The organism is Rufibacter tibetensis (assembly GCF_001310085.1).
GTDB classification, from domain to species: domain Bacteria; phylum Bacteroidota; class Bacteroidia; order Cytophagales; family Hymenobacteraceae; genus Nibribacter; species Nibribacter tibetensis.
Map to the genome: position 1 here is coordinate 3,328,504 of NZ_CP012643.1, position 22,772 is coordinate 3,351,275.

General features: G+C 49.3%; 16 protein-coding genes. 6 read left to right on the top strand and 10 right to left on the bottom strand.

Annotation, left to right across the window (positions count from 1 at the left end):
• Positions 1-321 precede the first annotated feature (321 nt).
• The 4 genes from DC20_RS13680 to DC20_RS13695 all read right to left on the bottom strand — a co-directional run bounded on the left by DC20_RS13680 (position 322) and on the right by DC20_RS13695 (position 4,979).
• Positions 322-927 carry a pseudouridine synthase gene (locus DC20_RS13680; protein WP_083470327.1) on the bottom strand — a complete coding sequence of 202 codons (606 nt, stop codon included), beginning with the start codon at positions 925-927 and terminating at the stop codon, positions 322-324.
• A gap of 80 nt (positions 928-1,007) precedes the next feature.
• Complete coding sequence (locus tag DC20_RS13685; protein WP_071885461.1) at positions 1,008-3,095, bottom strand: vWA domain-containing protein; 2,088 nt, start codon at positions 3,093-3,095, stop codon at positions 1,008-1,010.
• A 250-nt stretch (positions 3,096-3,345) separates the two neighbouring features.
• Complete coding sequence (gene fabG, locus DC20_RS13690; RefSeq protein WP_062544351.1) at positions 3,346-4,092, bottom strand: 3-oxoacyl-[acyl-carrier-protein] reductase; 747 nt, start codon at positions 4,090-4,092, stop codon at positions 3,346-3,348.
• Between the two features lie 161 nt (positions 4,093-4,253).
• Entirely contained in the window at positions 4,254-4,979 is a 726-nt protein-coding gene (locus DC20_RS13695) for a tetratricopeptide repeat protein (protein ID WP_062544352.1), read from the bottom strand.
• Positions 4,980-5,426: 447 nt separating this feature from the next.
• On the opposite strand from DC20_RS13695, the gene DC20_RS13700 reads away from it, so the two are divergent.
• Positions 5,427-7,607 (top strand): PAS domain S-box protein, encoded by a 2,181-nt coding sequence (locus tag DC20_RS13700; RefSeq protein ID WP_169788183.1) that lies wholly within the window; start codon positions 5,427-5,429, stop codon positions 7,605-7,607.
• A 147-nt stretch (positions 7,608-7,754) separates the two neighbouring features.
• Positions 7,755-8,357: a SixA phosphatase family protein gene (locus DC20_RS13705; RefSeq protein ID WP_062544354.1), complete on the top strand. Its 603-nt coding sequence runs from the start codon at positions 7,755-7,757 to the stop codon at positions 8,355-8,357.
• Positions 8,358-8,444: 87 nt separating this feature from the next.
• Here the strand turns inward: DC20_RS13705 and DC20_RS13710 are convergent, their stop codons facing one another.
• Positions 8,445-9,662, bottom strand: a complete 1,218-nt coding sequence (locus DC20_RS13710; protein WP_062544355.1) for an MFS transporter — start codon at positions 9,660-9,662, stop codon at positions 8,445-8,447.
• Positions 9,663-9,793: 131 nt separating this feature from the next.
• Positions 9,794-10,819: a phosphotransferase enzyme family protein gene (locus DC20_RS13715; protein ID WP_062544356.1), complete on the bottom strand. Its 1,026-nt coding sequence runs from the start codon at positions 10,817-10,819 to the stop codon at positions 9,794-9,796.
• A 149-nt stretch (positions 10,820-10,968) separates the two neighbouring features.
• On the opposite strand from DC20_RS13715, the gene DC20_RS13720 reads away from it, so the two are divergent.
• Positions 10,969-11,862 carry an SDR family oxidoreductase gene (locus tag DC20_RS13720; RefSeq protein WP_062545959.1) on the top strand — a complete coding sequence of 298 codons (894 nt, stop codon included), beginning with the start codon at positions 10,969-10,971 and terminating at the stop codon, positions 11,860-11,862.
• A 233-nt stretch (positions 11,863-12,095) separates the two neighbouring features.
• Here the strand turns inward: DC20_RS13720 and DC20_RS13725 are convergent, their stop codons facing one another.
• A complete protein-coding gene (locus DC20_RS13725) occupies positions 12,096-14,246 on the bottom strand; it encodes an alpha-galactosidase (RefSeq protein WP_062544357.1) in 2,151 nt (716 codons plus the stop codon).
• Between the two features lie 84 nt (positions 14,247-14,330).
• On the bottom strand, positions 14,331-15,215 hold the full coding sequence (locus DC20_RS13730) for a carbohydrate kinase family protein (RefSeq protein WP_062545960.1): 885 nt from the start codon (positions 15,213-15,215) through the stop codon (positions 14,331-14,333).
• A 245-nt stretch (positions 15,216-15,460) separates the two neighbouring features.
• Between DC20_RS13730 and lpdA the strand changes: the two genes are divergently transcribed.
• The gene (lpdA, locus tag DC20_RS13735; RefSeq protein ID WP_062544358.1) at positions 15,461-16,855 is read left to right on the top strand and encodes a dihydrolipoyl dehydrogenase; all 1,395 of its coding nucleotides are present in this window, start codon (positions 15,461-15,463) and stop codon (positions 16,853-16,855) included.
• Positions 16,856-17,099: 244 nt separating this feature from the next.
• Positions 17,100-19,553 (top strand): TonB-dependent receptor domain-containing protein, encoded by a 2,454-nt coding sequence (locus DC20_RS13740; protein WP_062544359.1) that lies wholly within the window; start codon positions 17,100-17,102, stop codon positions 19,551-19,553.
• A gap of 129 nt (positions 19,554-19,682) precedes the next feature.
• Here DC20_RS13740 and DC20_RS13745 read toward each other — a convergent pair whose 3' ends face one another.
• Both DC20_RS13745 and DC20_RS13750 read right to left on the bottom strand, forming a co-directional pair.
• Complete coding sequence (locus tag DC20_RS13745; protein WP_157593162.1) at positions 19,683-19,985, bottom strand: YMGG-like glycine zipper-containing protein; 303 nt, start codon at positions 19,983-19,985, stop codon at positions 19,683-19,685.
• Positions 19,986-20,267: 282 nt separating this feature from the next.
• Complete coding sequence (locus DC20_RS13750; RefSeq protein ID WP_062544361.1) at positions 20,268-21,623, bottom strand: ammonium transporter; 1,356 nt, start codon at positions 21,621-21,623, stop codon at positions 20,268-20,270.
• Positions 21,624-21,983: 360 nt separating this feature from the next.
• Between DC20_RS13750 and DC20_RS13755 the strand changes: the two genes are divergently transcribed.
• Positions 21,984-22,769 (top strand): thermonuclease family protein, encoded by a 786-nt coding sequence (locus tag DC20_RS13755; protein ID WP_071885462.1) that lies wholly within the window; start codon positions 21,984-21,986, stop codon positions 22,767-22,769.
• The last annotated feature ends 3 nt before the right edge of the window (positions 22,770-22,772 follow it).

The following is a 22,772-nucleotide window of genomic DNA, read 5'->3' on the forward strand; positions in this document are numbered from 1 at the left end:
TCTATAATTTTATTTTAGTAGTTCCTAGTTTAACTTGATGCAGTCTTATTAACAAGACATGTGCCAAGGCCATAATTCTGCCGTTTTGTGACACAATGTCATTTTAACAAAAACAATAAGTAAGGCTATACGAAACAATGGGCAGGCAGTGTCAGGTGCGAATGCGCTTTTGACTTGTTTTTGGAAAGCGAGCCTGAATAGAAGGGAGTTTTGACAGTATTCCTGGATGTTTATTAGTAGATGAAGAAAGGAAGAAGTCCTGTTTTGAAGCACTTTTCAAGAAAACAGACCCCAAATGGCCTTCTTTCTTTGTCACCAACTTTAGCGTTTTTTGTAAGGCCGCTGAAAAGTGTTCATGGGTTTAGCTAGTCCTTTCAGCTGTTTAACCTCTTCACCTGTAAGCGCCCTGAAGTCACCGGGCTGTAAAGAATCCAATTTCAAAGTGCCAACCGCCACGCGAACCAGCCGCAACGTAGGGTGTCCCACTGCCGCTGTCATCTTGCGCACCTGGCGGTTCATGCCTTGGCTTATTTTGATTTCAACCCAGGAGGTAGGAATGTTGGCCCGGAACCGGATGGGCTTGGAACGTTCCCAGAGGATTACTTCTTCCAACAGCCTGGCTTTGGCCGGAGTGGTTTTTTTGCCCTGAAGCAGCACGCCCTTTTCCAATTGGTCTAGTGCGTCATCAGAGGGAACACCTTCTACCTGCACCCAATAGGTTTTCTCCACCTTGAACTTGGGATCGGAAAGACGGTGCTGCAGTTGCTTGTCATCAGTGAGTAGTACCAGTCCTTCGCTATCATAGTCTAACCGGCCCACGGGGTACACGTTGGGAACAGGCACGAAATCTTTTAAGGTGCTTCGTCCGGCTTCGTCTGTGAACTGGGTGATGACTTCAAAGGGCTTGTTGAGGAGGAAGTACTGCAAAACGGATTAGATAAGGTGGACGGGCTAAAAGTACGGATTTAGTATTGATTGTACGTTGAAAAGGGTTTAAAGCCCATTTTCTACAAACTTCCGAAGAAACGGCGCAAAGCCCATTCTGAACAGGCTAGCCCCAGCAGCAGGAAATAAAACCAGGATTGTTCCAGCAGGTCTTTCTCTTCCTCGTGGCTACGCAGGATAGTCTTGAAGTTTGCCTTAACTAAATCCTGTTCTAGTTGGGCCAATTGAGCCGGATAATACAGCTTGGTTTCGGACCGTTCCGCAATTTGGCTCAGCAGGCTATGGTCGGCCACAGCTAAAAGTGATTCCAGGTTTTGTTCTTGTACTACAAACTCTCCGTTGTCTGTATAGTTCTGGTTTTCTACCCTCGCGGAGGCGGCGTAGCGGTAAAAACCTGCCGGTAAGCTGCCCAGTTTCAGTCCTTCGCCGCCTTGCTCGTGCCGGAATGTATGACGGGTTTGCTTTCCGCCCTCGTGGGTAAGGGTGAGCGAAACCGTCTGTCCGAAGATTTCTTCCTGTACCGCGTTGAACACATCAGCCTGCAGGTTTACTCCTTCAGAGGTTTCAAACTCATCTTTGACCGGGTACACGTGCAGGCGTTTCTGGTTTCTTCGGTTGGCCAGCAGCTGCACCACGTGCGTCATGAGCTCATCGTAAATCTGAGAGGTTCCGTGGTCTACGGCCTCAGTGAGCCGCCACTGCCAGCTGCCGTCGGTGAGGAGCACTGCAGAAGGTGTAGGGGCCGAGGGTTTGTAAACCAAAAGTGGTTTGGTAGTTCTAACGGTACCTACCTGTTGATTCAGGATCACCTCAGCGGCCGGGGCAATTCGCCAATCTCCGTAAGTGACCGGTGTAGGGGGCCAGCTTCTAATACGGGTTTGGGCAGTAGGTTCCGTAGAGAAACGTCTGAATGCGTTGTTCAGCAGTGGCTGCACCTCGTCAAATTGCGGTGAAGGGCGGCTTAACTGCACCCCAGCCTGTACAGCGTTGAAGGCATTGAAATCGGTCTGGGCGCCCAGAATATAGAAGGAGGGAACTTTGGTGCTTTTCAATCGGCGGAGCCAATCTGTTCCTACGCCACTCACGTTAGGAATCTGGTGCAGCACTGCCGCATCATAAGGTGTTTTGAAGGAAGGATTTTGGAAAGGTCCCAACACTACTTCCACGTCCAGCAGCGGATTAGAAAGCAAGGCGCTTCTTAAAGCTTTGATGTCTGGGTGCGGAGCCGCCGCAGCCACCAGAATCTTGAGTTTGCCTTTGATGACTTCAAGGTACGCGTGCCGGCGGTTGTTCAGGGCCGTGAATTCTCCGTTTACTGGTTGAATTCTTACCTCATAGTGCTTTTTGCCAGCTTGCGCGGCAGTTACCTGAAAGGTGGTTTGCAAGGCACCGCTTCTGGGTAAAGAAACCGTTTTCCGCTGAACGGTTTTGCCGTTTTCCTGCAGCAGCACATTGACGTTGGTTCCATTGAAGCCGTTATGCCGTACCCGCGCCACAATAGGGAAGGAGGTACCGGTATAGTTGATTTTGTTGTACTGCACTTCCTCCAGCACTACATCGCGCTTGGCTACTGTATCACCTAAAGCTAAAGGGTACACCGGGGCGGCATACATCTGGAAAGTAGGCGTGGGACCCTGGTTATGGATACCGTCTGAAATTAGCACGGTAGCGGCCAGGTTCTGGTCTCTGTAGGCGTTTTCCCCTTTTTCAAGAAGCGCATGTAAGTTAGTAACGGGTGCCTGGAGCGGAGTGGAGGCCAGTGAAGTGGCCGCAGAGTCGCCCTCCTGGAAAGAGGCATTTACCACCTCCAATCCCCTTTCCCGGAGCCGGTCTGCCAGTGCATCTACTCCTTGCAAGGTTCGGGTTAGGGCTTCTTTTTGGGTGAACAGACCTATGGATTGAGAGTTGTCTAAGGCTAGTACCACTTTAGGTTTTATTTCTTCCTGCCTGATGCGGCGGGTGTAAGGTTCCAAAAGTAGAAAACACACCAATGCAACCAGCAAAGCCCGCAAAGAAGCCAAAAACCACCGCAAGCCTGTAGGCCAGGGACCACCCCTGCGGTACATAAACCAGGAAACGGCAATTCCTGCCGCCAGGCAAAGCAATACATACCAAGGAGAATACGCGGTGTGAATTTGAAAGGATTGCACAAACGGTGAGTTAGGTCACAGGATCAAGTAGCAAGATAAAAGAAGTCTGCCATATATGAGCGAATAGTCCCTGGTTTACCTCTTTATTTCTTAAACTGAACGCCTACCCCTGTTATTGCCTTTCTGCGGTTTTAAGCAAGTTTTTGGAAAAGGACCCTAAAAAGGGATTGCTTTTACTATAAAAGAGAAAGCCGATGTCAGTTTTAACCAACATCGGCTTTCTATTAAATTATGTTCTAAAACTTACTACTTAGGTAAGCATACCGCCGTCTACCTGCAGGGTTTGGCCGGTTACGTAAGAAGATAAGTCTGAGGCCAGGAATACGGCTGCGTTGGCTACATCTTCCGGAGCGCCTCCGCGTTTCAACGGAATTGCTTTTCTCCACTCAGCTACAACAGCAGCGTCTAGTTCGTCGGTCATATCGGTTTCAATGAAGCCCGGCGCGATGGCGTTGCTGCGGATGTTTCTGGAGCCTAATTCCAAAGCCACTGATTTGGTAAACCCGATGATACCTGATTTAGAAGCGGCGTAGTTAGCTTGTCCGGCGTTGCCTTTGATACCAACCACACTAGTCATATTGATGATAGAACCGCTTTTTGCGCGCATCATGTGTTTGGTGGCAGCCTTGGTTAAATTGAAAACCGATTTCAGGTTAGTGTTGATGACGGCGTCCCACTGGTCTTCGCTCATGCGCATCAAAAGACCGTCTTTGGTGATACCAGCGTTGTTCACCAGTACATCCAGTTTACCGAAGTCTTTCACCACGGCTTCCACTAATTGCTCGGCCTGGGTAAAGTCAGAGGCATCTGAACGGTAGCCTTTGGCTTGAATTCCGTACTCGGCTAATTCCTGCTCCAGAGCCTGACCTTTCTCCACGCTGGAGAGGTAGGTGAAGGCCACATTGGCGCCCATTTCAGCATATTTCTTCGCGATGGCCCGGCCAATACCCTTGGAGGCGCCGGTTACTAAGGCAATTTTTCCTTCCAGTAATTTCATAATGCTTGTTTAAAGGGCCATCTGCTACAGAAGATGCTCCCCGGTTCTCAGTCCCAAATATACAAATCTGGGACGGGAGCCAAAGAAACAAGCCTAGGTTTTCAAAAACAACCTGCTTTTGACCTGTTTTCAGGCAAGGGTGGCTAAAATGGGAGGGAAGCTTACTTGCAGAAGCGTTTGATCAGGTCATTTGCTTGGGGTGAGCCCAACTCAAAAGCCCTCTGCCAATCCTGGCAGGCGCTTTTGCGGTTCTTGAGTGTGTGGTTCAGGACGCCACGGTTGTAAAAGGCCTGCACCATGTTAGGGTCAAGGGAAATGGCTCTGTCATAGTCTTCTTTGGCCGGTGTGTATTGCTTCTGGCGCATTCTTAAATTTGCCCGGTTAAGGTAGGCTACGGCATAATCATCTTGCAGGGTGATGGCCTGCGTGAAATCAGAAACTGCGCCTTTTGTGTCTTTCAGGCGGGCGCGGTTAAGGCCTCTGTTGTTGTACGCTTTGGCGTAATTGGGTTGGTGCGTGATGGCTTGGTTATAATCTTCAATGGCTTGCTTGTACTGACCACGGTTCTGCTTGATATCGCCCCGGAACTTGAAAGACTCAGCATCAGTAGGCACCAGCAGAATGGCCTGGGAGAAATCGGCGAATGCCCCGTCAAAGTCTTCCATCTCGTACTTGGCTACTCCGCGCAGACGGTAAAGGCTACCATCATCTGGTTTCTTGGCAATGGCTGCATCGTACTCGCGCACGGCGCCCGTGTAATCATTTTTGCTGGCTCGTTCCAAGCCTTCTCGGTAATGAGTTTTGGCCGTTTTACAGCCACTTACGGTTAGTGTTACCAGCAGAAAGAAAAAAGTAAGACGTACCAAATGTTGAAATTTCAGTTGCATAGGCAGGTTGTAACTTATGCTACATACTGATTTTAGGAAATATAGTTATAGGTACATATTTCAGAAGCTAATCTGAAAAGGTAATGCAAATGGGTCTTCTACCATTATTTTTAACCTCAGTAGGCTGTTTTTCATTGTATTACTTTTTGCAAAGGTTAAAAACGAAGGTGTTTGAAATCTTAAGTGCAGAAACCGGACACCTAATCTAAGATTTACCCCTGCTTCGTATGTATTAGGCAAATATTATTAGGCTAATTAGAAGTTTAAAGGCCCTTAGGAGTAGCTCAAGCTTAGGTTTTAAGGGCTTTGGTCTCTGTTAAGGGGAGTGAAACATTTACAGGCAGAAAGAGTTATAGAAAAACTTTTCCTCCGTTGAGCTAATAAAGTAGTAGTTTGCCTTGCAGTAATCCGCCCTTCATGTCATTTACGAGCCAATCACCTGATTTTTTGAGCAAACCTTCAGCAGCAGCCATCTTTAACGCTGCCCAACGCCAAGTAAGGAAAAATTTAATGAGCGGTGCCTCCCTTGCAGAAGTAATGGACACCCTTATCCTCACCCTTGAAAAGGCTTACCCAGACATTTTTCCATCGGTACTATTATTAAAGGATCAGAAGCTACGCCACCTAAGCGCCCCAAGTTTACCGGAAGCCTACTCTAAAGCAATTGATGGAACCCAGATTGGCCCATTAGCTGGTTCTTGTGGTACAGCAGCGTTCACCGGAGAGCGGGTAGTGGTGGAAAGTATAGCAGTAGATCCTAAGTGGGCAAATTATCAGGTGGCTCTGGAGCATGGCTTACATGCCTGCTGGTCGCAACCCATTCTTTCTTCCCAGGATGGAAGTGTGTTGGGTACCTTCGCGATCTATTACAAAACTGAAAGAGTGCCTTCTGAGGAGGAAATACAGCTCTTAGAACTGGCGGCTGATCTGGCGGGTACTGCCATTGAATGGGGAATGGTGCTGAAAGAGCGCCGGCAACTGGAAGAGGAATTAAAAGAATCTAACGCAGCTCTCCAGGCCCTGAACAGTGACCTGGAGAACAGAATCCAGAACAGAACTCAGGAGCTTGAAAAACAGAATTATTTAACCAAAACCATTACTAATAATGCCACGGGAGCGCTCTTCATGATGGATGCCACCGGGTATTGCACGTTCATGAACCCAGCTGCTGAAGAGATGGTGGGCTACACCTTTGAAGAAATCAGGGAGAAGCAGCTACATTACATGATTCATCATCATCGGCCAGATGGTTCCCACTATGCTTTAGAAGATTGTCCGTTAGACCGGGCTTTGCCCCAGAACTTTGACGTGCGGGCCCATGAAGATGTGTTCTTCCGCAAAGACGGTTCCTCTTTCCCGGTTTCCTGTGCGGCAAGCCCTATTTTTGACGAGAAAGGAGTACCCATCTCTACTGTGATTGAGGTGCGTGACATTACAGAAGAGAAAAAAAACCGCCAGGAGCTGATAGACACGGTAGCGCAAATGCAAACCTTGCTTTCGGCTATGCCCCAGATTGCCTTTACCGCCACCGTAAACGGGGAGTTGGATTACGTGAACGGCCACTGGCGCGAGTACACCGGATTGCCTAAAACAACTGTTTTAGGCGAACAATGGATTTCTGCGCTGCACCCCGATGATGCACATCGTGCGGCGGCAACATGGGCCCGGTCTGTTGAAACTGGCCAGGTGTATGAGATTGAATTTAGGGTGAGGCATTGGACAGGGGAGTACCGCTGGTATCTGGCCAGGGCAATTCCGTTGAAAAATGAAGAAGGGGAGGTGCTTAAGTGGTTTGGCACCGCTACCGACATTCATGAGCAAAAACTCCTAATTGACCGCTTAGCGGCAACGCAGCAGGAGTTACAGAACATGAATACCGAGCTTACCCAGAAGAACGCAGATCTGGAACGCACCAACGCCGATCTGGACAATTTTGTTTATACTGCTTCGCATGATTTGAAATCTCCGATTGCCAACCTGCAAGGGTTGGTGAAAGCCCTTCAGGAAGAGTTGCATGACTTGGGGACTGAAACAGAACCGGTAGCACCTTTGCTGCTCATGATTGAAAAAGCAATCATCAGGTTCAAGAACACCATTGATGAGCTTACCGAAATCTCTAAAATTCAGAAGCGGGTAGAAACAAGCCAGGAAATGGTGAACCTTGACGATCTGGTGGAGGAATTTAAAATAGTGAATGCTGAACAGATCTTTACCAGCCGTGCCACCATTACAACCCAAGTAACCGCGGCTCCGGCTATCTGTTTCTCTAAGAAGAACCTCCGGAGCGTACTGTACAACCTTATTAGTAACAGCATAAAATACCGGCATCCGGACCGTGCCCCAGAGGTGCGGGTATCTACAAGTACCTACGGTGAAAATGGTGTTTCCATCAGCATTGAAGACAACGGGCTGGGCATAGAAGAACACCACTTAAGTCAAATCTTTGGCATGTTCAAACGCGTGCACCAGCACGTGGACGGATCTGGCGTGGGCTTGTACATTGTGAAGCGCATTGTAGAAAATGCGGGTGGTGAAATTTCAGTCAGGAGCAAGGTAGGCGAGGGTACCACATTTGAAATACGGCTGCCAAATAGTGCCCTTTGTGAGGTTCCCGTAAAGGAAAGCTGAGAAGCAGGTCAGGAAGTAATGTAATTAGGGGACGTTACTCTGCGCCTCCTTTGTAGGGCTTTGTTCCGGTAACTTATTACATTTGGTTTAGCTTTTTTTCCTGTAGTTTATCCGTTTTAAAACGAGCCTTAACCTGACGTAAGCCTAATGATAAAATCCTTGAAATTTCCGCTGCTGCTCACATGTTTGCTGAGCATTTGTGTTCTGTTTAGTTGTACTGCCCAAAAAGGCACTGGTAAAAAAGCGCATGCTGCCGAAACCATAAGGAAAGGTCAAGCTGCTAAAACAGTAGTGTATTTAGTGCGTCACGCCGAGAAAGCTGCTTCCAACGGAAACATGACTGATGACCCCGTTTTGTCAGAAGCAGGCCGTAAACGGACCGAGGTGCTGAAGAACCAGTTGGCTTCCGTTCCAGTGGCGGCTCTTTTCGCCACCAAGTACAAACGCACGCAACAAACGCTTCAACCTTTGGCCACTGCCCAGAAACAAAAGGTCCAGATCTATGAGGCGCAAGATTATGCAGGATTGGCACAGAAAATAAAGCAGGAGTATGCCGGCAAAACAGTGGTAGTGGCCGGACACTCCAATACGGTATTGCCTTTGGTAGAAGCACTAAGTGGAAAAAAGCCAGTTTCTGAAATTGCCGACTTTCAATATGATTACCTGTTCAAAGTGACTTTACCCAATGGAGAAGAGCCCTTAGTAGAAGTGCAGAAATATGGAGAGCCGTCCGTAGCTCCAGCTTACTAAGTCACTTCATTAACTAAAAACTCTGAAGCCGAATTGGGGCTATTTTCCAGAAAACAGCCCCAATTCGGCTTCAGAGTTTTGAAGACCTTAGACTTGCTTCACGGCTGAATAAGCAGGTTTATCTGCGCGCATGAACACCAGGTGCAGCACCAAAGCCAGGATAGAGAATACTAAGCCAACTGCTACTACGCCGTTCCATTTCCAGAGGTGCCATGCTTGGCTCGCGATGAACGTACCGGATGCTCCTCCCACAAAATAGGTGACCATGTACACGGTATTTAATCGGTTTCGGGCTTCCGGAATAAGGGAGAAGATAAACGCCTGGTTAGAAATATGGGTGGCCTGCACGCCCAGATCAAGGAGAATTACACCAATCACTAATCCAATAATGCTGCTGCCCGAGAACCCGAACACTACATAGGAAAACACAATAAGCGCAATGCTGAAGGTTGTAATGGAAAAGGCATTTCCCCGGTCGTTGAGTTTTCCCATGTAACCTGCGGCCAGAGCACCCCCAGCTCCTACCAACCCGAAAAGGCCGGCCACGTCACTACCTGCGTTGAAAGGCGGTTCTTCCAACAGAAACACCAACGTAGTCCAGAATGCTCCAAAGGTGGCGTAACACAGAGCGCCACGAAAGGCCACCAGACGCAGCATGGGTTGGTCCCGTACCAGGTGCACCAGAGATTTCATCAGGCTTTTGTAGTTTCCCTTAAAATCAGAGGGTACCTCAGGTAAAAGAAAGTACAGCGCTCCCCACAGCACCAGCATCATGCCTGACGCAATGTAGAACATGGCCCTCCAGCCCAGGTGCGCACCTACAAACCCACTAACGGTGCGGGAAAGGAGAATGCCAATCAACAAACCACTCATCACAAAGCCTACGGTTCGGCCGCGGGTCTCCGGTTTGGCCAGGTGGGCGGCCATGGGAATCAGCAGCTGTGGTACTACTGAGGTGGCCCCTATTAGGAAACTAGCCGCCATAAGCATTTGAATGTTCACCGAGAAGGCTGCCAGAAGTAAGGCAATGATGATGGCGGCAAAATCTACCATGATCAGCCGTTTCCGGCGCAGCATATCGCCCAGCGGAATGATAAAGAGCATGCCCACTGCGTAGCCAATCTGGGTCAACATAGCCAAACTACCCGCCGAGGCCTCTGTAACCCCAAAGGTTTCAGAGATGCGGCCTAGCAACGGTTGGTTGTAGTACAGGTTCGCCACTACCATACCCGTAGCAATGGTCATCACCCATAAATTGAGTTTGGTAAGTTCCGGATGAGCGGGGGAGGAAATAGGTGTTGTCATGATAAAAGGAAGGCTGCCCACAGGGTATTTTCAACAGATAGTTTCTGGAGGAGCCAATTAAAGTGCGAGTATACGGCTCTTACATCCATTTGTCTACTGCCACGCGTCTACTTTCGCTATCCTTAAGGGAATCAGGAAAATGAAGAGTCACCTGGTTTCAGGTCCTTTTCCCAATAACGCTCCATAATCTGCCTGATCAATTGCATGCGAACCTTCAATCTGGGCTTTTGTAACAGCGGAAGAAAGTGGTCATGCGTGGCGTAAAAGCCGAGGTAAAATACCCAGAAGCCTAAGGCAAGGTAGGGAATGGCCGCCAGTTCTTCCTCTGAAAGCGGGCGTACCTCTCGGTAAGCGGTTAGGAAATTAAAGAAGGCTTGGTCAGCAGTTTCCTGGGTCATTTTACCATAATGCACGTCAAGGCACAGGTGTTGCCAGAAGGTCATGACATCATTTACCAAATACCCACGCCCCAAGAAGTCAAAGTCAAAAAGGGTGAGTTTCTCGTCACCGTCAAAGTGGAAGTTCTTCGGGAAGAAATCATAGTGGCAATAGCCAAAAGAAAAAGCACTGGTGTTGAACTGCGCCAGGCGTTCTTGCGCTTTGGCCGCAGCGTCTTGCAGCCACTCGTAGTCTTCTGGGGCTTCAGCGAAGAAGCCTTTAATAGCTTGAATAGGTTTAGTAAGGGTTGTTTCAACATTCAGCAGCCAACGTGCGTCGCTCATGTGAACGGAGGCAGATACATGATGGAACCTGGCCATTTCCTGTCCCAGGAGCCGCAACTGTTTGTCACTTAGCTGAGGCACCATGCGGCCGGGCGCATAGGTGAACAACACTGCACACCGGTCTCCTTCTGCGGCTGGTAGGGTTTGTATCACCTTTCCGGTTGCATCCGTAACCGGGTAGGAGACAGAAACCCCGGCTTCCTTCAGGGCTAAAAGCAAGTCGGTTTCAGTTTGTACTTGCGCGTAGTTTCTGTGTGAGGCTCGGTACACCCGCAGGATGTAACGGGTATCTGGGGTTGCAATCAGATACGTATCACCCACGCCCCTGGTCAGGAACTCGCCTTGCGCAGCGCCCAGGTTGTACTGCTCTGAAACAAATGAGGCAAGCGCATCTGCACGTAAAGTGGAATAGGCAGTGGGAAATACGGAAGCCATGGCAGCAGCATTGTTTGGAATTAATACTGAAAGTTACCCCTGATGTTTTCTTTTGGTTAAGATTGGTGTGCTTCAGCGGTTTGGAGTTCAACCCTTTGCTTTTGCGCTCGTTTCAAAATGGGTGTTACAGATCTAACCATGTAGAAACTATGAACCAGGAAGAAGAAAACAAACAACAAGACCCTACCAAAAAATTTGATGCGCCCCCTTTTTCTGAGTCTACCCAAAGCGAGCCGGGCGAAGAGTCAGAAATGAAGATCAAACCCGATCATGGCGAGGAGTCCTACAAAGGGTCGGGGAAACTAGTGGGCCGTAAAGCCGTCATCACCGGCGGCGACTCCGGAATAGGCAAAGCGGTAGCCATTGCCTTCGCCCGCGAGGGAGCCGATGTGTTGATTTCCTACCTGAACGAGGAGGAAGACGCCCAAGATACTGCCAAGTGGATAGAGCAGGAAGGCCGGAAAGCAGTTCTGGTACCCGGTGACATCAGTGACGAGGCGCATTGCAAAACCATTGTGCAGCGGGCGGTAGACGAATTCGGGCAAATTGACATTCTGGTGAACAACGCCGCTTTCCAAATGGCGCGTGAGTCGTTGCAGGACATTCCCAGTGAGGAGTTTGACCGGACGTTCAAAACCAATGTGTACGCCATGTTCTACCTGTGCAAAGCCGCCGAGCCGCACATGAAACCGGGCAGCACCATCATCAATACTACGTCGGTGAACGCCTATAAGCCATCGCCTTTGCTGTTGGCCTACGCCGCCACCAAAGGTGCTATCCAGAACTTTACTGCCAACCTGGGCCAGATCTTAGCAGACAAAGGTATACGGGTGAACTGCGTGGCACCGGGACCCATCTGGACACCACTCATTCCGGCTACCATGCCAGAGGAACAAGTGAAAACCTTCGGGAAAGACACGCCATTGAAACGCCCCGGCCAACCCGTGGAACTGTCGGCGATCTATGTATTGCTAGCCTCTGAAGGTTCCAGCTACATGACCGGTTCTACCGTGCAGGTAACTGGTGGTACACCCACGATTTAAGGTTGATTTCTGAAAACCACATAGAAAAGAGCTCCTTCAGTTGTAGGCTGAAGGAGCTCTTTTCTATGTGGTTTTTAGGCAGTTTTTAAGAAACCCCCTAAAAATCTAAACACTACTTATTCTTCTGTCATCCTGAAAGGATCTTGTGAGCGAACTAAAAAAGCATTGAAGAAGCACCATTACCGTTCGCCCACAAAATCTATCAAAATAAAAGAGTGGAGGTGGGGCCGGCGTTACTGTGCGGTTATTTCATAAATATGGCTGGTGAGCGCATTGGCGTCTGGGGCAATGGGTAACCCAACTTTCATGAGGTAATCGCCGGAGAAATTTTTGCCATTAGCTGCAAAGTTGGATTTGGTGCCCGGGAAAAGGTTGATTTCTTCTATTCTGTAGGTCTTCTTCGGATCCAGTCCTTGTAGGGTCACCGGGAACATGGTTTCATTGAAGCGGGTGTGCAGGTTGTAGGCATACAGCACCGCTTTGTCCTGTGCGGGCGCCACGTACATCACGGAGGCCCGGTTACCTTCATACGGGGAAACCAGCCGGTACAAATCGCCTTTCCAGATGACCTCGCTCACGCGTTTGTAGTTCTTGACAGCCTGTTGGCTGAAAGCAAGTTCCTCCTTGGTCCATTTGCCAATTTCTTGGTCGAAGCCCAGTTTACCCATCATAGCCACATCGGTCCGGAACTTCAGGGACTGTTTTCCCCAGGAGGTCACGTGGCTGGAAAGCGCGATGGACGGGAAGAAATACGAATAGCCCCACTGGATGAAAATGCGTTCCACGCCGTCGGTGTTGTCGCTGGGCCAGAACGAAGTGAAGTAGGGGAGGGCACCATAATCGGTGCGCCCGCCGCCACCGGAGCACAGCATGATGGGTAGGTGCGGGTATTTCTTGCGTACCCGGTCCAACACTTTGTACAAGCTGCGGTTATAGTCAATGTACAGGTGTGACTGGTTTTCCTTCAGGTACGGAGAGAAGGCGTTGGTCATCATCCGGTTGTTGTCCCATTTGATGTAGGCAATGTTGGGGTGCTTGGTGAGCAGGTTGTCTACAACATTGAAGACAAAATCCTGCACCTTGGGGTTGACCAAGTCCAGAATGAGCTGGTTGCGGTAGAGGTGCTCTTCGCGGTTGGGCAGTTTTAGAATCCATTCGGGGTGCTTCTCGTAGAGTTCGCTTTTGGGGTTCACCATTTCGGGCTCCAGCCAGATCCCGAACTTCATGCCTTTGCTTTCGGCGTCTTTGATCAAGTGCCCAATGCCGTTCGGCAGTTTTTCTTTGTTTTCTTGCCAATCGCCCAGCCCGGCTCCATCGCTGTTGCGTGGATATTTGTTCGCAAACCAGCCATCGTCCAGCAGAAATAAGTCTACACCTAGTTTAGCCGCATCCTCAAACAAGCCGGAAAGCTTCACTTCATTGAAATCAAAGTAGGTGGCTTCCCAGTTATTGAGGAGCGTGTACCTTGATTCGTTTCCGTCCAAGATGCCGTAGGTACGGCCCCACCGGTGGAAGTTACGGCTGGCGGTGCCTTTGCCCTGGGTGCTGTAGGTAAAGATGAAAGCAGGTGTGGTGAAGGTTTCGCCTTTCGGGAGTTTATATTCAGAGGCGTACGGGTTAATGCCGGCCACCATCCTGAGCGACTGCTTCTCGTCCATGTCAAACGCAAACCGGAAGTTTCCGGTCCAGGCCAGCGTGCCCGCCAGCACCTCACCAGTGGTTTCATCAGCGAGTTTGTTTTTGGACAGAAAGAACACCGGGGTCTGGTACATGTTGGCGCGGCTGCCCAGTTTGCTGTCTAATACTTTGGTGCCACTGGTAAGTTTGCTTTCCTCCATGCGCATCTCCTCGGCCCAATCGCCGTGGAACTGAGTGAGGTAGTACTGCGGCGCATCAAAGTGCAGCATGGCCGAAGCGTACTGCGTGAGCACCACCGGTTTCTTTTCCTGGTGCTTAATCTCGGTCCAGGTTTTAATCACGTCTTCCTGAAAATAGGCTGAAAAATGAAGCGTTACTTCCACCGGGTATTTAGGGTCTTTGAGGGTGATGTGGGTGGTGCTGATGTTGTCTTGCTTTTCAGTTCTACTGGAGGCATACCGCAGATCCAACGAGGGGTTTCCGTCGTTATGCGTGACCCTGATAGCTGGTTCAAACAGGTTTTCGGTCCCAGCAGTAACGTAGGCTTCGTGCTCTGGCTGCAGTTTGGCGTATTCAGACACCTCGGTGAGTTTGGGGCCCAGATAACTTTGATACAGCTTCTGGTTGGCACCCACCGAAAGCACCAGATGCAAGTTTTTAGTCTCAATGACCAGCTCATTTTTAGTCTGCGCTTTCGCACCGGTCACCAAAGCAACTAGCAAGAAAGCAACTAAGCGATACAACATGCGGAACAGGATTGGTTAGGGTGATGGAATGAAACAGCAATATACTTTTTGTGGCGAAATCTATGGATGGGCCATCAAGCGGAATTATTCTACACCTAATGCTGCTTTGATTTCCTTTGAATAAGCTGGGATTGGGCCACGTTGAGAAGCCACATAGCCACCCAGTTTGTTCGCCATTGTGGCTGCATGGGCAGCGGTTTCCCCGTTCAGGTACTTAAACACAAAGGCCGCACTGAAGGCATCTCCCGCGCCAATGGCGTCTGCCACAGTCACCGGCTCAGCGGGGGAGAAGGACAGTTGCCCCTGCTCATAGACGTAACAGCCTTTGGCGCCTGCCGTGATGAGGATGACTTGGGTGCCATACTCCTCCGTGATTTTTTCGGCAAAGGCTTGGGGCTCTAGTTCCTGCCCGTACAGCATGCCCGAAAGTACCGTTACCTCTTCCTCATTCAGCTTCAGGATGGTACAAAGCGGGAGCGATGCCCTGATGATTTCCTCGGTATAGGACTCTTTGCGCAGGTTTACATCATAGAAAATGTGTTGAAATGTTTGCTGCTCCGTTAGCTGCCGCAAGGTTTCTTTGGAGGTTTCGCTGCGTTGCGCCAGGGTGCCGAAGTACAGCACGTCATAGGCGATGGCCCAAATGTCCTCGGCGTTTTCCGGAAACTGGATGAAATCATAGGCCACGTCCTGCACAATGGTGTAGTCGGGTTGCCCATTGTCTAACACTACCTGCACTGTGCCGGTTGGGTGATCTTCCTCCTGTTGAATCAAGGTGGTCTGCACGCCCAAGGCTTCTATCTTGTCCAAGGCCAGTTGGCCTAAGTCATCTTTGCCCACGGCCGAGAAAATATAGGCCTCGGAACCGCACTGGGCCGAGTGGGCGGCAAAGTTCAGGGGAGCGCCTCCCAGGTAAGGGTCGCCCTCAATAATGTCAAACAGGATTTCGCCAAAGGATAGAATCTTCATGTGCGTTAAGGTAAGTTCTACAGAGACAGCTGCCTTTCTGCTAAGGTAAGATTGTTTCAGTTGCCAAAGATGCCCTTTATGGTAGAACAACCAGAAAAGGGGCAACAGGGGCTTTGGCTTTGTAGCCTGCCCGCCTTTTGGGCCTGATTTTTAAAAAACAGGAGTAAAAATGCATCTCAGTTATAAACTTGGCAAAAGCCCGATTATGATGTAGCTTTGCCTAACATAACCTTACATCCAGACACATGGCATCAAAATATGATTTGATAGTGGTGGGTAGCGGCCCCGGTGGTTACGTAGCCGCCATCCGCGCATCACAATTGGGTATGAAAGTAGGCGTGGTGGAGAAAGCTGAGTTGGGCGGTATCTGCCTGAACTGGGGCTGTATCCCTACCAAAGCCTTGCTTAAAAGCGCACAAGTATTTGAGTACATCCAGCACGCCAAAGATTACGGCATTAACGTAGGCGAGGCTTCTGCTGATTTTGGGGCTGTGGTAGCCCGTAGCCGGGGCGTTGCCCAAGGCATGAGCAAAGGCATCCAATTCCTGTTCCGCAAAAACAAGATTGACCATATTGCCGGTTACGGCAAACTGAAAGGCCAAGGCCAATTAGAAGTGACCAACGCTGAAGGCGCTTCCGAAATTTACGAAGCAGCACACATCATTCTGGCTACCGGTGCCCGCTCACGCGAGCTGCCAAACCTGCCTATTGACGGCAAGAAAATCATTGGCTACCGCCAGGCCATGGTGCTGGAAAACCAGCCGAAAAGAATGGTAGTGGTAGGTTCCGGTGCCATTGGCATTGAGTTCGCCTATTTCTACAACGCCATGGGTACTGAGGTAACCGTGGTGGAGTTCCTGCCTAACATTGTTCCGGTAGAAGACGAGGAGATCTCTAAGCAATTGGAGAAATCCTTCAAGAAATCGGGCATCAACGTGATGACCAACTCTGAAGTGCAGAGCGTAGACACCAGCGGCGAAGGCTGCGTGGTGAAAATCAAAACTGCCAAAGGCGAGGAAATTATTGAAGCCGATGTAGTTCTTTCTGCTGTGGGTATCCAAACTAACCTGGAGAACCTGGGTCTGGAAGAACTGGGCGTAGGCGTAGAGCGCGGCCGTGTTCTAACCGATGATTTCTACCGCACCAATGTACCAGGCGTATACGCCATTGGTGACATTGTGAAAGGTCCTGCTTTGGCACACGTTGCCTCTGCCGAAGGCATCATCTGCGTAGAGGCCATTGCTGGTCACAACCCAGAGCCGTTAGACTACAAAAACATCCCGGGTTGTACGTATTGCTACCCAGAAATCGCGTCTGTAGGCTACACGGAAAAAGAGTGCCGTGAACTGGGCCGCGAAATCAAAGTTGGCAAGTTCCCGTTCTCCGCTTCTGGTAAAGCCAGCGCCGGCGGAAACAAAGATGGTTTTGTGAAAGTGATTTTTGACGCTAAATACGGTGAGTTCTTAGGAGCCCACATGATTGGCGCCAACGTAACCGAGATGATCGCGGAGATTGTGGTAGCCCGTAAACTGGAAACTACTGGTCATGAGATCATCAAAGCCGTTCACCCGCACCCAACTATGTCTGAAGCCGTGATGGAAGCTGCCGCTGCCGCATATGGTGAGGTAATTCACTTGTAGTTAATCTTCATAGATAATTTGAAAGGCCCGGGCTTAAGTCCGGGCCTTTCTGTTTTAGGACCCATTTAGGAAAAGGAGGCTTAAAACAGAAAGGGGTTAGGGTTGTTGTAAGAAATGAACAGTAGTGATTAAACCTTTGTGCAAAGATGGGCTCTAATAAGCTCAGGTTCCCTGACACAAATGCTGCCCGTGCCCGTTTTTAATGATACAGTTCTTTGATTAGCGACATCTTTTCTCCCCCCTCATGAAACAACTTCTTCTTCTATTTTCCCTTCTCACGCTTCATTTTAGTACAGTCCTGGCGCAAGGCAAAATTACTGGTAAACTGCAGGATGCTACCACCAAACAACCAGTGGGCTTCGCCACGGCGGCACTTCTGGCAAGCAGTGATTCTTCTATTGTCGCCAGTGCGTTGGTGGAGGGCGATGGATCTTTTGTCCTTACTCCAGTGGCTGAAGGACGCTATCATCTCAAAATTTCGTTTGTAGGGTACTCTACCCGTGTTATGCCCAACATTCAGGTAACAGCCGCCGCACCCGCGGTTAATTTGGGAGTGATTGCCTTACGCTCTGCGAGTACGTTGCTGAAAGCGGTGGAAGTAGTAGGACAGCGTGCGCAGGTAGAGTATGGCTTAGACCGAAGAGTCTACAATGTGGGGCAGGACCTTTCCACCGTGGGCGGGACAGCAGTGGACGTGATGCAGAACGTGCCCTCGGTGACCGTGGACCAGGAAGGAACTGTGAGCATGCGCGGTACTTCCAACATCACCATTCTCATTGATGGCAAGCCCTCTGCCTTAAGCGGGATGGGACTGGACCAGATTCCGGCCAGCACCATTGAGCGGGTAGAGGTGATCACCAATCCCTCGTCTAAATATGACCCCAGCGGAACGGGTGGTGTTTTGAACATCATTTTGAAAAAAGAGAAGCAAAGGGGCTTAAACGGAGTAGCCTCAGTGAATGCCGGGATGGGCAACCGCTATAATACTTCCTTGAACCTGAACTACCGCTTTGGAAAGCTGAACCTGTTCACCAATTATGATTTTCGGCAGGATTACCGAAAAGGCATCGGAAGCTTGTTCAGAACCAGCTATGATAAGACAGAATCTGAACAGGATACTACTTTTTTCCTAGACCAGCAATCTTCTAATTCTAACCAGCGGGGAAACCATAACGTGCGGTTTGGGGCCGATTACCAGCTAACGGACAAGCAAAGCTTCACGGGTTCGGTGCTGTACCGGTACGGTTACCGCGAGGGCAACGGTACTACCTTTTACCGTTTTTTAGAAGAAAACCGGTCGCTTAACAGCACTTCTACTAGAACCACTAGGGGTGATGAAACCAGCCGCCTTTTTGAGTACACATTGGGGTACCGCATGACCTTTGACAAACCCGGCCGCGAGTTAACCGCCGATGCCGTTTTCAACCAGGAGGAAGAACGCGGGCAAGATGATTTCAGGCAGATGTTCTACAATGCGGAAGGCCGCGAAACACCAGACCGAAACGACTTGCAGAAAAACCAAGGCTTAGAGAAGGAGCGGGAATTCTCTTTGCAGGTAGACTATGTGCATCCGTTCAGTGAGAAAGGAAAGTGGGAAGCTGGCTATCGCAGCACCTTTGAACGCAACGACGAAGATGTACAAGCCACCGAATTCAACAGAGCTTCTGGCCGCTATGAAAACAGCATTGGCCGCACCAATCATTTTGTGTACGATGAGTGGGTGCATGCCGTATACGGAAACTACGGTGATGCCATAGGCAAATTCAGTTACCAATTGGGTTCGCGGCTGGAGCAAACCAACATTGTGACAAACCAGATAACCCAAGGCAAGCGCAATAACATTGATTACCTGAACCTGTTTCCAAGCCTTTTCCTGACGTACGAATTTTCGCAGGAGCAGAAAGTACAGACCAGCTACAGTCGCCGCATTGATCGCCCATGGACGGGACAGTTAAACCCTTTCCGTGATATATCTGATCCTCTAAACATCAGGGAAGGTAATCCAAACCTTCGCCCTGAGTTCATCAATTCTTACGAGGTGAATTACTTACATTTCTGGAAGGAGACCACTGCCACCGTTGGGATTTTCTACCGCAGAATGACCGATGTGGTGCAGAGCATTCGGAACCCATTTGTAACCGATAATGGGGAAAACGCCACGCTATCAACCTTTCAAAATATTGCTTCAGGTGAGTCTTACGGACTGGAGCTAACGGGAACCGCTAACTTGTTCAAGTGGTGGCGCCTCAACGCGAATGTGTCTGGGTTTAATTATAGGATAGATGCCACTGAGCAGGGACTGGCTTCCAACAGCCGCCTGAGCTGGACCAGTCGCCTCAATACAAATTTCACCTTGCCTTACAAAACCGAAGTGCAGCTTTCCCTCAATTACCGTTCGCCAACGGTGACGGTACAGGGAGAACGTTCCTCTTTCTTCATGACCAGTTTAAGTGCCCGTAAGGAAGTGTTAGGCGGAAAGGGTAATATCATTTTAAGAGTGCAGGACTTGTTCAACACCATGCGGTTCAATTCCAACACCTTCATTGAAAACCAATTGGAAGAAACCAGCCGCTACAAGCCCCAGAGCCAATTGGTGTTTGTGGGCTTTAGCTACCGTTTTGGGAATACAGCCCAGAAAAGAGAAAGAGAAGAGGAGGATATACCTGCTGGCCCAGACCGCGAAGGGGGTGAGTACTAATAAGGTTTAGGTTTAATTGGCCTTTCCTTCTTTAAATAGACCTAGGAGGCAGGTATAATTTACAGCATAAAAAAGGCGGCTTCCCTATAAGGGAAAAGCCGCCTTTTTGACTTAAAAAATTAAAGGGAATTAGTCGTTATTCTTTTTAGCGTACTGATCGTAGCGCTTAGAATCTTTTTTTCTGTCTTTCTTTCTACCAATGGCACCACCCGCTACTGTACCAGCAGCGGCACCAATCACGGCACCTTTAGTACCACCTATGATAGCTCCGGTAGCTGCCCCACCGGCACCGCCAATGACAGCACCTTTGGCTTTCTTACTCCAGCCTTTTCTTTCTTTTTTTACTTCCTGTGCCTGAGCTTCATGAGTTACGCTTCCGCCTAAAACAAATACTGAGCACAGCATGACCAAAGATATTTTCAGATTTTTCATAATCTACATTTGGTTGATGTGTTGTATTTAACGGTGTGTAATATTAAGTGTTATGTGTATAAATAGGAATGTGATAGGATTTAAGACAGGTGCAGTGCAGTTTTGGTCTTGTGTAAAAGAATAAAAGTTGTTCTGGGACTACTGTTTTAAATTCAGGTAAAAGCATTGAAACAGGAACAACTTTAGATTGCCTATTGCAGAGTTCTCAAATGAAAACGAGCTAGAAACAACTTATGAAAAGCTGTTTCTAGCTCGTTTTTGATAAAACGATATGAAATGGATCTATATTCTCTCGTCGTGCTGAGAAAGGTCAAGGCCTAGTTGTTCCTCTTCCATAGACACCCGCAAAGGAGAAATCAGGTTAGTCACTTTCAACAGAGCCCAGGAACCCGCAAAGGCGAAGATGGAAACACCAATCAAGGCACCAGATTGAGCCAGAAACAACTTGGTTTCTCCAAACAGCAGTCCTTGGTCCGCAATGGCCGGATTCACGCCTTTGCTGGCAAATACTCCTGTCAGGAGCATGCCTACCATACCACCTACGCCGTGGCAAGGAAACACATCTAAGGTATCATCAATGCTGGTACGTGTACGGAGGTCCACTAATAAATTGCTTACAACGGCTGAGATTACGCCAATGGCAATAGAGTGGGGCAAGGTCACAAAGCCGGCGGCAGGAGTGATGGCCACCAGCCCAACCACAGCGCCAATGCAGGTACCCATGGCAGATGGTTTGCGTCCTTTCACGCCATCAAAGAAAATCCAGGCCAGGGCGGCGGCGGCAGAAGCGGTCATGGTAGTAGCCATTGCAGTTGCGGCAAGGCTGTTGGCCCCCATGGCAGAACCTGCGTTAAACCCAAACCAGCCAAACCACAGCAAACCGGTACCCAGCAGCACAAACGTAATCATAGCCGGGGAGTGCGTGGGCTCGTTTCTTCTCTTCAGGAACAGGGCTGAGGCCAAAGCCGCCCAGCCTGCGGACATGTGCACCACGGTTCCGCCCGCGAAATCCAAAACGCCCAGCTTGAACAGAAGACCTTCGGGGTGCCAGGTAGCGTGCGCCAGCGGAGCATAAATAAAACAGAAGAAAAACAGAATAAAGATGGTGTAAGAGGTAAACCGTATGCGTTCGGCGAACGCTCCTGTGATCAATGCCGGGGTGATGATCGCGAACTTAAGCTGGAACATGGCAAACAAAGCCAATGGGATAGTAGGAGCAAGGGACCAGGGAGTACCATCCAGCACGTTCTGCATCATGAAGAACGTAGTTGGGTCCCCGATGATACCACCGATAGAGTCTCCAAAGGCCAAGCTGAAGCCAAAGACAATCCAGATCACCGTAAGCATGGCCATGCAGATAAAGCTTTGCAGCATGGTAGAAATCACGTTCTTCCGGTTCACCATGCCCCCATAAAAGAAAGCAAGTCCCGGGGTCATGAGCAACACAAACGCCGTAGCGGTCAGCATCCAGGCCACGTCGGCCTGATTCAACTCCGCAGGAGTAACCACTTTAGGAACAGAAGGGAAAACGAAGGTCAACCCTACCACAATCACCAACAGAATGAAGGGAATCTTGGAGAGCTTAGTGACCGCCTGGGCCTTGGCAGGCTTTGTAGCCGTAGCAGTAGAAGTGATCATAAGTAACCTGAAAATGATGTTTGAACATGTTTGGCTGTCTAATATTGTAAGAAATTTTCAATGATAAAACTCTATCATTAATAAATAATTAACATAATGGGTAATGTGTTACCAAATATTAATTGCCTGATTTGCTATTTCCCTAACAATACTTCTATAAACTTTGTCTTTCCTGACACTTTCATAACTGTTTCTTATCTCCTTTTATAAATCCTTAATTTTAAGGTCCTTTGTGATCTTTAATTTTTTTGAAGCCACTCAAAGCTTTATTTCATAGAGCAGCCGTCAACCTGCTCTGCGTAAGAAGTCAGGGGTTTATTTTTTTCGTATTAGTATCTGAACCAACTATTTACTTTACCTATGCGACCGTCCTTCGCCTTTTCAAAATTTACTGTCTGGCTTCTTTGTGTAGGAATGCTTCTGGGGTGTCAAAAAAGCCAGGAACAGGCGCAGGAAACCAATCAGGTACCCACAGAAGAACAGGCGGTTGAAAACGGCTATAAGGTGATTGCCATTAAAGACGGCGATACGGTAGAGTTACTGAAAGATGGAAAACCACTGCGGGTGCGGCTTCAAGGCGTGGATTGCCCGGAGAAGAATCAGGATTACGGTACCCGCGCCCGGCAGTTTACCTCTGACCTGGTCTTCGGGAAGTTTGTGCAATTGGTGGTGCAGGACGTGGACAGGTACGGACGCACCGTAGGAGAAATCATCCTGCCTGATGGCCGTAGCTTAAATCAGGAACTGGTTAAAAATGGGTTTGCCTGGCACTACACCGCCTATTCCAAAGATCAGGAGTTAGCCCGTCTGGAGGCGGAAGCCCGTGCTGAGAAACGGGGACTTTGGGAGGGGCCATCGCCTCAGGCTCCTTGGGAATTCCGGCAAAGCCGCCGCGGGAACAGTGCGAACGCTGCGAATACTAAATCTGACAATTCCGGCAGCTCTTCCAAAAAGACGTCTTCCTCAGGAGCAACGGCAATAGCCAAAGGCGGGAAAGTGCACATCTGCCAAAGCAAAGGCTCCAAAACTTTCCATGTTTATTCAAATTGTAGTCTTCTGGAGCGGTGCAAAAGCAGTAAAGCGGCCATTACCTTAGCTCAGGCGAACAGGGAAAAACGTACTCCCTGCAAATCCTGTGCTGATTGAGGC

Bases quoted from the DNA above. Each gene is read 5' to 3' on its own strand.
- lpdA (WP_062544358.1), top strand. From the start codon at position 15,461: ATGGCATCAAAATATGATTTGATAGTGGTGGGTAGCGGCCCCGGTGGT.
- DC20_RS13710 (WP_062544355.1), bottom strand. From the start codon at position 9,662: ATGACAACACCTATTTCCTCCCCCGCTCATCCGGAACTTACCAAACTC.
- DC20_RS13740 (WP_062544359.1), top strand. From the start codon at position 17,100: ATGAAACAACTTCTTCTTCTATTTTCCCTTCTCACGCTTCATTTTAGT.
- DC20_RS13730 (WP_062545960.1), bottom strand. From the start codon at position 15,215: ATGAAGATTCTATCCTTTGGCGAAATCCTGTTTGACATTATTGAGGGC.
- DC20_RS13750 (WP_062544361.1), bottom strand. From the start codon at position 21,623: ATGATCACTTCTACTGCTACGGCTACAAAGCCTGCCAAGGCCCAGGCG.
- DC20_RS13720 (WP_062545959.1), top strand. From the start codon at position 10,969: ATGAACCAGGAAGAAGAAAACAAACAACAAGACCCTACCAAAAAATTT.
- DC20_RS13725 (WP_062544357.1), bottom strand. From the start codon at position 14,246: ATGTTGTATCGCTTAGTTGCTTTCTTGCTAGTTGCTTTGGTGACCGGT.
- DC20_RS13695 (WP_062544352.1), bottom strand. From the start codon at position 4,979: ATGCAACTGAAATTTCAACATTTGGTACGTCTTACTTTTTTCTTTCTG.
- fabG (WP_062544351.1), bottom strand. From the start codon at position 4,092: ATGAAATTACTGGAAGGAAAAATTGCCTTAGTAACCGGCGCCTCCAAG.
- DC20_RS13745 (WP_157593162.1), bottom strand. From the start codon at position 19,985: ATGAAAAATCTGAAAATATCTTTGGTCATGCTGTGCTCAGTATTTGTT.
- DC20_RS13715 (WP_062544356.1), bottom strand. From the start codon at position 10,819: ATGGCTTCCGTATTTCCCACTGCCTATTCCACTTTACGTGCAGATGCG.
- DC20_RS13705 (WP_062544354.1), top strand. From the start codon at position 7,755: ATGATAAAATCCTTGAAATTTCCGCTGCTGCTCACATGTTTGCTGAGC.
- DC20_RS13755 (WP_071885462.1), top strand. From the start codon at position 21,984: ATGCGACCGTCCTTCGCCTTTTCAAAATTTACTGTCTGGCTTCTTTGT.